Source organism: Deinococcus arboris, assembly GCF_009755355.1.
In the GTDB taxonomy this organism is placed as follows: Bacteria; Deinococcota; Deinococci; order Deinococcales; family Deinococcaceae; genus Deinococcus; species Deinococcus betulae.
Map to the genome: position 1 here is coordinate 64,994 of NZ_WQLB01000022.1, position 11,191 is coordinate 76,184.

Consider the following 11,191-nt stretch of genomic DNA (forward strand, 5'->3'; position numbering starts at 1 on the left):
TGGAAGTGCAGACGGTGCCTTTCCGGCTGTGCTGTAATTAAGCGGAATCCGTATCACATGATGAAGGGACCCTGGCAGCTAGCCGAACTGGCCCAGCGCAAAGTCACCATTCACCGCCTCAGCGACGTGATTGCCGAACTGCGGCGACAGCAAGGGGTTCTGCGGGCCTCCAGCGGCTCGGATTTGTTTGACCTACTGACATCAGGCGAATCCACTTCTGTTCCGTCATGACCCTCTCTGCCCGTGACGCCCTCCTCTCTGGCCTCTGTGGTGAGCCCTGGCCACACGGCCCGCTGCTGGGCGCCCTGAGCCTTTCCCCTGCTCTGGATGTGCTGGACGTTGGCGCCGGGGACGGCCGGCTGCTGCGCGAGTTAAAAGCGTGGGGGCACCGGGGCCACCTGGCGGGCCTGGACCCCGAGCCGGGCGCAGGTGTCCTGCGCGGCACCGCCGACGCCCTCCCCTTCCCCGAAGCCAGTTTTGACGCCGTGTTGTTCGTGCGTGTGCTGGCGCACCTGCCAGACCCAGCACGGGCACTGCGTGAAGCGCGGCGGGTGCTGCGGCCCAGCGGACGGGTCGTTGTGGCGGCGCACGGTCCCGACCACCTGCAGGAGACCTGGGCCGCGCTGGGACGATTTCAGGCCTCAGGTCACGACCAGGCCACACCGACGTTTGACCTGCGCCTGCCGGTCACGGTCACAGCTAACGTCGCCCGCGCCCTGGCCCAGAGTTACGGGGAGGTGGCCGCCAGAACCGACCACCTCTTCCCCGTGCAAGACGCCCTGCACCTTCAGGTCTGGCTGACCTGATCTACACCGACGGGGTGGCCGCCAGCCGCTCCAACACGCTGGGGTCTTCCAGGGTGCTCGTGTCGCCCTCAATGCTGCGGCCCGCCGCAATCTGCCGCAGAAAGCGGCGCATGATCTTGCCGCTTCTCGTCTTGGGCAGGGCGTCGGCAATGTAGATGGCGTCGGGTCGGGCCAGGGCACCGATTTCCTTGCTGACATGGGCGCGTAGCTCCTTCGGATCGACCGTGTACCCCCCCTGGGGCAGCACGAACGCCACCACGCACTCGCCTTTCACGTCGTCGGGGCGCCCCACCACCGCCGCCTCGGCCACGCTGGGGTGGGCCACCAGGGCCGACTCGATTTCCATGGTGCCCAGGCGGTGCCCGCTGACATTCAGCACGTCGTCCACCCGGCCCATCACGGTGTAGTAGCCGTCGGCGTCGCGGCGGGCGCCGTCTCCGGCGAAGTACACGCCCTCAATCTCACCCCAGTAGGCTTTGCGGTAGCGCTCGTCGTCACCGTAGACCGTTCGCAACATGCTGGGCCAGGGCCGCTTGAGCACCAGCAGGCCGCCGTCATCGGCGCCCAGTTCCTCGCCGCTTCGGGTCATGATGGCCGGCTCCACGCCAAACATGGGCAGGCCCGCGCTGCCGGGTTTGCTGGGGTGGGCGCCGGGCAGGGTGGTCAGCATGATGGACCCGGTTTCGGTCTGCCACCAGGTGTCCACCACGGGGCAGCGCTCGCTGCCAATCACGCGCCAGTACCACATCCAGGCTTCCGGGTTAATCGGCTCGCCCACCGACCCCAGGAGGCGCAAGCTGCTCAGGTCGGCGCGGGCCGGAAAGTCATCGCCCTGGCGCATGAACGACCGGATGGCCGTGGGAGCGGTGTACAGGATGGTGACGCGGTGCCTTGCCACCAGCTGCCAGAAGCGGCCCCAGTCGGGGTGGTTGGGGGCACCCTCGTACATCAGCACCGTGGCGCCGTTCAGCAGGGGGCCGTACACACTGTAGGAGTGCCCGGTAATCCAGCCCACGTCGGCGGTGCACCAGTACACGTCGTCGTCCTGCAGGTCAAAGACGGTCTGGGTGGTCAGGTAGGTGCCCACCATGTACCCGCCCGTCGTGTGCTGCACGCCCTTGGGCTTACCGGTACTGCCACTGGTGTAGAGCACAAAGAGCGGGTGCTCGCTGTCCAGCGGCGCCGCCTCATGCTCAGCTCCAGCGGCCGCCAGGGCGTCGTGCCACCACACGTCGCGGCCCGCCTGCATGGGGGCCTCGCAGTCGGCGCGGCACACCACCAGCATCTTCTCCAGGCTGGGGGCCAGCGCGGCCGCCTCATCGGCGTTGGCTTTCAAGCTCACCAGCGCGCCCCGGCGCTGCCCGGCGTCGGCGGTAATCAGCAATTTGCTCTGGGCGTCGTTCAGGCGGTCGGCCAGCGCACTGACCGAGAAGCCCCCGAACACCACCGAATGCACCGCCCCAATGCGGGCGCAGGCCAGCATGGCAATGGCGGCTTCGGGCACCAGGGGCAGGTAGAGGGTCACGCGGTCGCCCTTCTCGACGCCCAGGGCCGTCAGGGCGTTGGCGGCCCGCTTCACCTCGGCCAGCAGCTCGGCATAGGTGAAGCGCCGGACCTCGCCGTCCTCGCCCTCCCAGATGATGGCGGTCTTGGCGCCCAGCCCGCGCGCCACGTTGCGGTCCAGGGCGTTGTAGGCAATGTTCGTCTGCCCCCCCACGAACCACTGCGCGTGCGGCGGCTGCCAGTCCAGCACCTCCTGCCAGGGCGCAAACCAGTGCAGCTGCCCGGCGACCTCGCTCCAGAAGGTGTCCGGGTCGTCCAGGCTCTGGCGGTAACGGCGGTCGTAGTCTTCCCGGCCCATGCGGGCGCGGGCCTGAAAATCGGCGCTGGGGGCCACGACGCGGTCTTCGTGCAGCATGGCGTCAATGTGGTCACTGGCAGGGCGGGTCTGGGTCATGAGGGCCTCCGGGACGAGGGCGAGATTGTGGCGAGGTGCGTGCCCCACTGTAGCCGCCGGGCCTGCCACCCTGGCCAGGCCGTCTGCTCAGCGGTCCAGACCAGTACCGGGGCGGTACTGAACCGGGTGCAACAAACAGGTGAAAGGAGGCCGCAAGTACCTCAGCAAAAAGCAAACTGGCCCGCCAACCGCTTTGCCCGGCGCGCGTATGCTGCTCTTTGATGCTGCGTGACGTGTTGGGCCGCCCCCTGCGAGACCTGCGTGTGAGCGTGACCGACCGCTGCAACCTGCGCTGCACCTACTGCATGCCCGCTTCAGTGTTTGGCCCCGACTACGCTTTTCTGCCCCGCCAGGAGCTGCTGAGTTTCGAGGAACTTGAGCGACTGACGCGGGCCTTTGTGGCGCTGGGCGTCGAGAAAGTGCGGATTACCGGCGGCGAACCCACCCTGCGGCGTGACCTGCCGGTCCTGATTGGTCGCCTGGCCGCCATAGACGGGGTGCAGGACCTCGCCATGACAACCAATGGCCTGCTGCTGCCCCGGCTGGCACGCGAGCTAAAAGCGGCAGGGCTCCGGCGCGTGACCGTTAGTTTGGACAGCCTGGACCCGGAAGTGTTTGGGCGCATGAACGGCCTGGGCACCCACCCCCAGCGCGTGCTGGACGGCATTGAGGCGGCGCTTCAGGCAGGGCTGGGCGTCAAAATCAACACGGTGGTCCAGCGCGGCGTGAATGACGAGGGCCTGCGGGAGCTGTGGGCGGCGCTGCGCGACCTCGCCCCGGTGCGCTTTATCGAGTTCATGGATGTGGGCAACCACAACGGCTGGAACCTGGGCGGTGTGGTCCCCTCGCGCGAGGTACTGGCCCGCCTGAACGGCGGCGGCGAGCCCTTTAGGCCTGTGGGCGCCGCCTACCGGGGCGAGGTGGCCGCGCGCCACGCCGATGCCCAGGGCCGCGAAGTCGGCCTGATCAGCTCGGTCACGGCGCCCTTTTGCGGCGACTGCACGCGGGCGCGGCTTTCGGCGGTGGGGGTGTTGTACACCTGCCTGTTCGCAGGCGCTGGCACCGACCTGCGGGCGCCGCTGCGTGCTGGCGCCAGCGACGAGCAGCTGCGCGCCCTGGTGGCCCAGACCTGGCAGGCCCGCCGCGACCGCTACAGCGAGGAGCGCGGCGAGGCCTCGCCCCAGGCCTCTAAGGTTGAAATGTCCCACATAGGCGGCTAAAACAGGCGCCCTCCACTGTTCCGCTCACGGTCACAGCAGCGCTTGGGTTGTGTACTCAGGACACTAAACATAAGATGAAGCTGGTTCCGCCCGCCAGCGGACGACCCGGAGGGATGCATGGCGAAGTACCCGCTCATCAAGACCACCCTGAAAGACCGCCTGCTGGGCGGCCACTACGCCGAGGGGCTGCCGCTGCCCAGCGAGCCGCAACTGGCCCGCGAATTTGAAGTCTCGCGCATGACGGCCCGCCGGGCCATTGACGAACTGGAACGCGAGGGGTATGTCTACCGCGTGCAGGGAGCCGGCACCTTTCCCACCGGCAAGCGCTTCCGGCAGGGCATGTTCCGGGTGCGGCCCTTCAAGGAGTGGGCGCGTCACCCCGACCACCGCACCACGGTGCTGCGCGCCATGCAGATTGAGGCCACGCCGGAAATCGCCATCGTGCTGCAGATTCAGCCGGGCGACCCGGTGATTTTTGTTCACCGCCTGCGCACCGCCGGCGACGAAGCCCTGGTCATCGAGAAGCGCTACATCAACGGCGCGCTGGTGCCGGGCCTGCTGGACCACAACCTCGCCACGGAAAGCATCCACGAAACCATGATCAGCCTGGGGCTGCCCCTCCAGCGCGTCGAGCAGAATCTGGAAGCCGTCAATCTGCGCCAGGAAGAAGCCGACCTGCTGCGGGTGCCGCTGGGCACTGCGGCCTTCCTGCTGCGCCGCACCACCTACAGCGGCCAGAAACGGGCCAGTTATGTCAATTATTGGGTGCGCGGCGACCGGTACGCCTTTCAGGACACCTTCGAGCCGTAAAGGAAGGCGTCAGACCGCGATATTGGCGAGAGCACCCCTTGAGAGCATCAGGCCGCCTGTTGACCGCAGCGGCCTGATGTCTTGTAGGGTGCGCGAGTGCCATATATAGGCCAAAGCCCACCAGTAACCCCCGGCGTGACGGTGAACAGCGAGGACGCAGCAGAGGCCAGCAGGTAGGATCCGTCTTCCGCTTCATCCCAGCACAGCCGGGAGAGCGCCCTCTATCAGTCCATCTCTTGTCCTGCCCGCTCTCCTGCAGAGTTTGTTATATCTGCGGCGCAACTCTGCGAGTTCGCTCGGATTTTACCCAGCAGCATGCTCGATTCAATCGGCATCCAGAGATCAGGCTCAAATAAAAACCGCCCCCGGTAAAGGGAGCGGCCCAGCGAGAAAGCGTTTTACTTGCTGGTCTTGGCGGCGTCCACGAGGGCCTTAAAGGCTTCGGGCTCGCGGGCGGCGATGTCGGCCAGCACCTTGCGGTTCAGGTCAATCCCGGCGCGCTTCAGGCCACCAATGAAGGTGGAGTAGTTCATGCCGTGCAGGCGGGCCCCGGCGTTGATACGCTGAATCCACAGGCGGCGGAAGTCGCGCTTCTTGTTACGGCGGTCGCGGTACTCGTAGGTCGCGGCGTTCAGCAGGGTCTGGAAGGCGTTGCGGTACTGCTTGGAGCGGCTGCCCCAGAAGCCCTTGGCGCGCTTCAGGACTTTCTTGTGACGGCGGCGGCGGATAATGCCGGTCTTGGCGCGTGGCATCTAGCTCACTTCCCCTTCGGCAGCATCAGCTTCATGCGTGCCCATTCGCTCTTGGCCAGGACAAAGCCCTTGCCCTTGCCGCGGATTTCGTTGCCGCTCTTGCCGGTGTTCTGGTGGCGCTTGCCACTCTTGAACGCCATGACCTTGCCGGTCCCGGTGATCTTCACCCGGCGGCTGGCCGCTTTCAGTGTCTTCATCTTGGGCATGTGACATGCCTCCTTTGCAGTCCGGTCGCGCCCACCTGGGCAGGGCTTCCGTCTGGGGTTCGGGCCGCTTTGCACGCAAAGCCGTTGGTTGCCCTGCCCCACTTGACCAAGAGAGGATTGTATCCGCTGGCCAGGCCACCGGTCAAGGCTGAACAAAGACCAGATGCCGCTGGCTGAGGACCGCGCCGTGGCCTTCGAAAATGCGGATCATGGCGTGGTTGTCGGCTCCGGTGGCGCCCACATGGTCAGAGAACGTGTGCGAGGCCAGCGCCAGCAGGTGCGCGTGCAGGCGCCGGCCCAGACCCTGACCCCGCCCCGCCGGATGCACCCCCATCAGATCAATGCTCGCTGTACCGGGGCGACCGCTGGAACCCGTCGCGCCCAGAGCGGCCAGATAGCCGGTCTCATCGGGTAATCCCACCAGCACCCACCCCTCCTTCAGGCTCAGGTCGGCGCGGTCCAGAGCCGCCAGCAGCCGCTGCACGTCAGGCCGGGTCAGGGCCTCCGGGCCGAGGCGCTGGGCCTGGGGGTCAGCCGGCCAGGTGCGCGCCCGCAGGTCGGTGGTGTAAAAGACCGCCTCCTCCTGAAACTGCCAGCCCGCCGCCTGTGCCGCTTCCCAGCCCAGCGGGGCGAGGGTGTCGTCAAGAATGAGCTGCCGCCCAGGCGTGGCCTGACGGCGGAGATGAGCGAGAAACGCCTGTGCCGCCGCCTGAGGCACTTCGGCCCGTAGCCGGGGCAGCAGCGGGATGTGAGCGGGCGTCGGCAGCAAGCACACGCCCTCCAGCCCGCGCGCCGAGCGGAGCAGCTGAAACTGCTCGGGGTGCGTGCGGCCCGCCGCCACGTTTTCCCGGAGGAGGCTCAGGCGCAGCTCCGCTTCAGTGGGGTCGGGCAGCAGCGCCACAACTTCGTGAAGGGCTTCGGGACGGGCAGGTTCAATGGTCCAGTCGGTCAAAAGGCTCCTTGTGGGTGGGACGGCCTCCCGAGGGGACAGTTCAGGACAGCGCCATGCCCCTACATTGCCGCGTACGGCGGCCCGAACAGACAAGGGAGTCTTGCCCTCTCCTCTCCTCTAGAATGCCCGCCATGCGAAGTGCGTACCTGACCGCCGCCCGCGCCCTGCAACTGGGCCGGGAAGGTGCGCTGGAAGGAGACCAGGCGCGCGCCCTGCGGCTGTACGGCGAGGCGCTGGACCTGCTGACCCTGCTGCCCCCCGAACGCACGCGCGACGTGCTGCTGGCCCACACCCACCTGGCGTTCTATCAGACGCTGGAACTGCTGGGGGGCAAAGATGGGGGGCAGCGCCACCTGCAACTGGGCGTCAGCTACGCCCGCAGCACCCGCGACCCCCTGGCCCGCGCCATCGCCGAGGAATGCCTGAGCGGCCTGGACGTGGTGATGTAAGTACAACGAAGTTAATTCTTAGATTAGCTGAGCAAAGCGAGGACCGAAAAAAGGACGCCGTACCAGGAGCGGAGTCTGTTCGGCGCTTTCCCAGACAGTCGAAATGTTATGTACGACGTCTTTAGGTCGCCAGAAGCGAGGCGCGGAAGACCAGGAGAACCCCGTCTTCCGCGCCTCACCTGCTCCGCCGATTTTACTGGCCCGGCAGGCTCAGCTGGGCAATGGTTTTGCCCGTCTTCTTGTCGTGGCTGCACTGCAGGGGCAGCTGACCCAGGGCGTTCACGCGCTCGCCGCTGTGGACAGCGATGGTAACGGGGCCGGTCATGGTCCAGCCGCCGCCTTCAGCCGGCTGGGCGGCGCGCACCACCTGGGCGGGCTCCGCCTCCAGTTCGGCGTGAATCTCATCGCCAGGTTTCAGGGGGCTGCCCTGCTCCACCAGCGTCTTCAGGGGCAGGCTCTGGCCACCCGCGCTGACCGTCAGTTCGTCATTGTCTTCAAGCGCCTCTTTGCAGACCTCGATAAACTTGTACTTGCTGATGCCGTTGGCCTCGCGGTCGCTGTAGATCGGGTTGCTGCGGGTCGTCACAGCCATCACGAAGCTCAGCAGCGCCACAGTCAAGACCACGGCCACCCACAGCAGCGTGCGGCCCAGACCGCCGTGGCGATTGGAGGAGGTGTGTTCACTCATGTCATCCCCCAGCATAGCGCCCGCCCGGCCGCTGCGGGCCGCTCCGTCCGGTTCAGGTCAGGGCGAGGTCAGTGGCATGCAACCCAGCCGTCCCCACACGGGCCAGGGCCGCTGCCACCGTTTCGCCGGTGACCGGGTGGCGCAGCTCTGGGTCCAGGTCGGCCAGCGGGGCCAGCACAAAGGCGCGGTCCCAGGCCAGCGGATGCGGCAGCCGCAGGGCTGGGGCTTCGCTGATCTGCTCGCCGTACAGAATCAGGTCCAGGTCCAGCACCCGCGCCTCCCAGCGCTCGCGGCGCTGCCGCCCGGCCTGGGCCTCAAGGTCATGCAGCGCCCCCAGCAGGGCCGGGGCCGCCCAGGCCGTGCGCAGCAGCAGCGCCGCATTCAGGTATATCGGCTGGCCGGGTGTGCCGCCCACCGGCGCGCTGTAGTAGAGCCGCGACACTGCGGCCACCTCGCCCAGCGCACGCAGCTGCAAGACCGCCCAGCGCAGCGTGGGCAGCGGCTCGCCCAGATTGGCCCCCAGGGCCAGGTAAGCGTCGGTCACACCTCGGCGCGCGTCAGGGTCAGTTCGGCGTACACGTCGCGGAAAACGCCGGGCAGGGGCGCAAACGGCTTGTGCACGCGCACGGTAATCGCCAGCAGCTTCGGCTGAGCCGACAGCACCCGGCGCGCAATCCGGTGGGCCAGCACCTCAATCAGTTGCCGGCGCGTCTCTGTGACCTCGGCAGCGATGGCCGCGTAGACCTCGGCGTAATTCACGGCCTCCCCCAGCTCATCCGACAGGTCCACAAACGGGTAATGCAGCTCGGCGTCCACCACGAAGCGCGCCCCCAGCGTGGCCTCGGGGGTATATACGCCGTGGTGGGCGTGAAACTCCAGCCCCTGCAACACCACGCGGCTGGTCGGGGTGGGGGCAGAAGCGGTCATCAGGGCCGAGTGTAGCCTACGGCCGCTTCAGGGGTGATCCAGCGCCGCTTGTACCCTTAGGGCCTGGACATGCGCGGCGCCCGCGTGGGCACGCACCACGGCCGCCCCCGCCCGCGCGGCGTGGAGGTGCAGGGCCAGGGTCCCTGGGTCCCGGTCCTCGGCTGCTGGGACCTGCGCCAGCCAGTCAATCAGGCGTTTGCGGCTGGCCCCCACCAGCACCGGGTGCGGCCCGGCACACATCGCGGGCAGGGCGCGCAGCAGGGTCAGGTTGTGGTCCAGCGTCTTGCCAAAGCCCAGGCCGGGGTCCAGCAGCACGTCCGGCACCCCCGCGCCCAGCGCCAACCGTGCCTGTTCCTGCAAGAACGCGCTGACCTCGGCCACCACATCGCTGTACTGGGGATCACGCTGCATGGTGCGCGGCTCGCCCTGCATGTGCATGATGCAGGCCGGCGCCCCGTAAGCCGCACACACCGCGCGCATGGCAGGGTCGCGCAGGCCGCCCACGTCGTTGACCAGATGGGCGCCCGCAGCCAGCGCGGCCTCGGCCACCTCCGGTTTCAGGGTGTCCACGCTGAGCAGCACGCCCACGTCGCGCAGCGCGGCCACCACCGGCCGTACCCGGTCAATTTCCTGCTCAGCCGGCACTGGCTCGGCGCCGGGGCGAGTGCTTTCGCCGCCGATGTCCACCATCAGCACCCCAGCAGCGTGCATGGCCTGCGCCGCCGCTACAGCCGCCCCCAGCGAGGCGTGCCGCCCTCCGTCGCTGAAACTGTCCGGCGTGACATTCAGAATGCCCATCACCGCTGTGCCCTTCCAGCCGACCTGCCAGCCCTCCGCCCCTCGCATGCCACCAGGCACTGATCGGCCAAAGCGCAGGGTGTGCAGGGCCGTCAAACTGGGGCGGCCTCAGCGCGCACGGGCAGCAGGAAACTGGCCATGACCCGGTGCCGGTCAGGAAAGGCGTCCACCTGCGCCGGCATGCGCCGTCCTGACCGAAACGGCACATAACTGTCCTGCGTAATGGGCAGGCGCGTGTCCAGCGCAGCGGCGACCGGATGGTCGTCGGGAATAGGGGTGCCGGGGCGCAGGCTGTACTTGACGCCCGGCGCCGCGCTGCTGACCCGCACCGTCAGGGCCTTGGCTGGCCGCTCACCTTCGTCGTCTCCCTCGTCCATGGGCAGCCGGGCCACCGCACAAACGGCGTACAGAACCGGCTCGGTGGTGTGTTCTGCCAGGGTATACAGGGCGGTACTGGCGCTGATATCGGCACGGCGCGACAGCTCGCCCAGAGCGCGCCCGGTGGGACCAAACCGCGACAGCATCTCGTCAATGAGGGTGCGGGGAATCAGCAGTGCGGCGGCCCCCACGTTACACAGGGTTTCGATGACCTGTTCCAGCCGGTCTCCCTCGTAGGCGTCATGCAGGTCACTCAGCAGGTCGTCGTCTCCCAGCAGGAGGGCGTGGCTGATTTCGTGGGCCAGGGTAAACCGCTGCCGCTCTGGACGCACCCGGCTGTTCACCAGAATGACGCGGTGTTCGGGGTCATAGGCGCCGTCCCGGTCGCCCATCGGCATGAAGGTCAACTGCACACCGTCCAGACCGTGCATCAGGCTGTGGGTATCCAGACCGGGCAGCCGGGCAGCGTAGTCGGCCGCCAGCATCTTCATGCGCGCTCTGGCCGCCGCCATGATGTCGGGCGCGTGCAAAGCAGAGGGGGACGCGTCAGTCACGGTTTGCAGCTTACTCGATCAGGGCAGGAAGACAGGTCAGACTGTAGCTGTAAGGGCCGCGAGACGAAGTCGCTCCGGGGCAGCGCCGGAGCGACTAGTGTACGACCACAGGATTGAGCAGGGCAAAAGTGCGGCCGACTGGGAATGGTAATTCTCGGTCTAGAACGGCCTAAAACACTCTCATCATCGCAGAACAATAGACCCAGTCATGCCTGTGGTCATCCACTAGCACGGGGCGATGTTCTGCCAGACGCCTGACTAAACCAACTGTGATTGCTCAATCTGCGCGGCAAAGTCGCAGAGAAAGACGTCCTGGCCAGATACACATTTGATAGGTTTCTGAATTGGTAACGGCGGTGTTTGCCTCAGCTGTGGGCCTTGAGTGTAGTCACCAGTGCCACATACTCCCGCTGCGCGTCGTCCTGGCTCATGCCCTGGAGGCCAGCCCAGGCGTCATACTTCGCTCCACCCACAAAGTCAAAGCCCCCAGGCCGCGCCCCGCTGACATCGCCCTGGCTGCCCTGCTTGTACAGCGCGTAGAGCTTCAGAAGTACATCATTCCCAGGCTTGCGACTTAGGGTTTGCACGTCTTGCTGGGCCTGTTCGAAAGGAGTCATGCCCGGCAGTGTACCCGGTACAAAGCGCACAAAGGGCTGCTCCGGCGGCCAGAAGAGACGGCAAACCAGAACAGCCC

Annotated in this window: 15 protein-coding genes; 5 read left to right on the top strand and 10 right to left on the bottom strand. The window is 67.1% G+C overall.

The annotated features are described in order from the left end of the window. Nucleotides 1-57: 57 nt before the first annotated feature. Together GO986_RS15115 and GO986_RS23245 are read left to right on the top strand one after the other, a co-directional pair. A complete protein-coding gene (locus GO986_RS15115) occupies nt 58-231 on the top strand; it encodes a hypothetical protein (RefSeq protein WP_157460140.1) in 174 nt (57 codons plus the stop codon). Beyond that, nucleotides 228-806 carry a class I SAM-dependent methyltransferase gene (locus tag GO986_RS23245; protein ID WP_157460141.1) on the top strand — a complete coding sequence of 193 codons (579 nt, stop codon included), beginning with the start codon at nt 228-230 and terminating at the stop codon, nt 804-806. The genes GO986_RS15115 and GO986_RS23245 overlap by 4 nt, the downstream gene beginning before the upstream one ends. Before the next feature lies 1 nt (nt 807). Here GO986_RS23245 and acs read toward each other — a convergent pair whose 3' ends face one another. Further along, on the bottom strand, nt 808-2,763 hold the full coding sequence (gene acs, locus GO986_RS15125; RefSeq protein WP_157460142.1) for an acetate--CoA ligase: 1,956 nt from the start codon (nt 2,761-2,763) through the stop codon (nt 808-810). 221 nt (nt 2,764-2,984) lie between these two features. Here acs and moaA point away from each other — a divergent pair, with 221 nt between their 5' ends. Together moaA and GO986_RS15135 are read left to right on the top strand one after the other, a co-directional pair. Further along, complete coding sequence (gene moaA, locus GO986_RS15130; protein WP_157460143.1) at nt 2,985-3,983, top strand: GTP 3',8-cyclase MoaA; 999 nt, start codon at nt 2,985-2,987, stop codon at nt 3,981-3,983. A gap of 117 nt (nt 3,984-4,100) precedes the next feature. Continuing rightward, on the top strand, nt 4,101-4,793 hold the full coding sequence (locus tag GO986_RS15135) for a GntR family transcriptional regulator (protein WP_157460144.1): 693 nt from the start codon (nt 4,101-4,103) through the stop codon (nt 4,791-4,793). Nucleotides 4,794-5,191: 398 nt separating this feature from the next. Here the strand turns inward: GO986_RS15135 and rplT are convergent, their stop codons facing one another. The 3 genes from rplT to GO986_RS15150 form a co-directional block, all read right to left on the bottom strand. Next, complete coding sequence (rplT, locus tag GO986_RS15140; protein WP_157460145.1) at nt 5,192-5,545, bottom strand: 50S ribosomal protein L20; 354 nt, start codon at nt 5,543-5,545, stop codon at nt 5,192-5,194. 5 nt (nt 5,546-5,550) lie between these two features. Next, nucleotides 5,551-5,751: a 50S ribosomal protein L35 gene (gene rpmI / locus GO986_RS15145; RefSeq protein WP_046843284.1), complete on the bottom strand. Its 201-nt coding sequence runs from the start codon at nt 5,749-5,751 to the stop codon at nt 5,551-5,553. 142 nt (nt 5,752-5,893) lie between these two features. Continuing rightward, nucleotides 5,894-6,703, bottom strand: a complete 810-nt coding sequence (locus GO986_RS15150; RefSeq protein ID WP_157460146.1) for a GNAT family N-acetyltransferase — start codon at nt 6,701-6,703, stop codon at nt 5,894-5,896. A 131-nt stretch (nt 6,704-6,834) separates the two neighbouring features. On the opposite strand from GO986_RS15150, the gene GO986_RS15155 reads away from it, so the two are divergent. Next, a complete protein-coding gene (locus GO986_RS15155; RefSeq protein ID WP_157460147.1) occupies nt 6,835-7,152 on the top strand; it encodes a hypothetical protein in 318 nt (105 codons plus the stop codon). 193 nt (nt 7,153-7,345) lie between these two features. Here the strand turns inward: GO986_RS15155 and GO986_RS15160 are convergent, their stop codons facing one another. The 6 genes from GO986_RS15160 to GO986_RS15185 form a co-directional block, all read right to left on the bottom strand. Continuing rightward, entirely contained in the window at nt 7,346-7,840 is a 495-nt protein-coding gene (locus tag GO986_RS15160) for a hypothetical protein (protein ID WP_157460148.1), read from the bottom strand. A gap of 52 nt (nt 7,841-7,892) precedes the next feature. Beyond that, nucleotides 7,893-8,384 (bottom strand): 2-amino-4-hydroxy-6-hydroxymethyldihydropteridine diphosphokinase, encoded by a 492-nt coding sequence (folK, locus tag GO986_RS15165; protein ID WP_369409403.1) that lies wholly within the window; start codon nt 8,382-8,384, stop codon nt 7,893-7,895. Further along, on the bottom strand, nt 8,381-8,767 hold the full coding sequence (gene folB, locus GO986_RS15170) for a dihydroneopterin aldolase (protein ID WP_157460149.1): 387 nt from the start codon (nt 8,765-8,767) through the stop codon (nt 8,381-8,383). The genes folK and folB overlap by 4 nt, the downstream gene beginning before the upstream one ends. Before the next feature lie 27 nt (nt 8,768-8,794). Further along, entirely contained in the window at nt 8,795-9,613 is an 819-nt protein-coding gene (gene folP / locus GO986_RS15175; RefSeq protein ID WP_157460150.1) for a dihydropteroate synthase, read from the bottom strand. A gap of 44 nt (nt 9,614-9,657) precedes the next feature. Then, nucleotides 9,658-10,434 (bottom strand): ImmA/IrrE family metallo-endopeptidase, encoded by a 777-nt coding sequence (locus GO986_RS15180; protein WP_157460157.1) that lies wholly within the window; start codon nt 10,432-10,434, stop codon nt 9,658-9,660. Nucleotides 10,435-10,862: 428 nt separating this feature from the next. Continuing rightward, a complete protein-coding gene (locus GO986_RS15185; protein ID WP_157460151.1) occupies nt 10,863-11,114 on the bottom strand; it encodes an acyl-CoA-binding protein in 252 nt (83 codons plus the stop codon). Between the last annotated feature and the right edge of the window lie 77 nt (nt 11,115-11,191).

Excerpts from the sequence above, each read along its gene's own strand:
- GO986_RS15115 (WP_157460140.1), top strand. The coding sequence starts at position 58 with ATGATGAAGGGACCCTGGCAGCTAGCCGAACTGGCCCAGCGCAAAGTC.
- GO986_RS23245 (WP_157460141.1), top strand. The coding sequence starts at position 228 with ATGACCCTCTCTGCCCGTGACGCCCTCCTCTCTGGCCTCTGTGGTGAG.
- acs (WP_157460142.1), bottom strand. The coding sequence starts at position 2,763 with ATGACCCAGACCCGCCCTGCCAGTGACCACATTGACGCCATGCTGCAC.
- moaA (WP_157460143.1), top strand. The coding sequence starts at position 2,985 with ATGCTGCGTGACGTGTTGGGCCGCCCCCTGCGAGACCTGCGTGTGAGC.
- GO986_RS15135 (WP_157460144.1), top strand. The coding sequence starts at position 4,101 with ATGGCGAAGTACCCGCTCATCAAGACCACCCTGAAAGACCGCCTGCTG.
- rplT (WP_157460145.1), bottom strand. The coding sequence starts at position 5,545 with ATGCCACGCGCCAAGACCGGCATTATCCGCCGCCGCCGTCACAAGAAA.
- rpmI (WP_046843284.1), bottom strand. The coding sequence starts at position 5,751 with ATGCCCAAGATGAAGACACTGAAAGCGGCCAGCCGCCGGGTGAAGATC.
- GO986_RS15155 (WP_157460147.1), top strand. The coding sequence starts at position 6,835 with ATGCGAAGTGCGTACCTGACCGCCGCCCGCGCCCTGCAACTGGGCCGG.
- GO986_RS15160 (WP_157460148.1), bottom strand. The coding sequence starts at position 7,840 with ATGAGTGAACACACCTCCTCCAATCGCCACGGCGGTCTGGGCCGCACG.
- folB (WP_157460149.1), bottom strand. The coding sequence starts at position 8,767 with ATGACCGCTTCTGCCCCCACCCCGACCAGCCGCGTGGTGTTGCAGGGG.
- folP (WP_157460150.1), bottom strand. The coding sequence starts at position 9,613 with ATGCGAGGGGCGGAGGGCTGGCAGGTCGGCTGGAAGGGCACAGCGGTG.
- GO986_RS15180 (WP_157460157.1), bottom strand. The coding sequence starts at position 10,434 with ATGAAGATGCTGGCGGCCGACTACGCTGCCCGGCTGCCCGGTCTGGAT.
- GO986_RS15185 (WP_157460151.1), bottom strand. The coding sequence starts at position 11,114 with ATGACTCCTTTCGAACAGGCCCAGCAAGACGTGCAAACCCTAAGTCGC.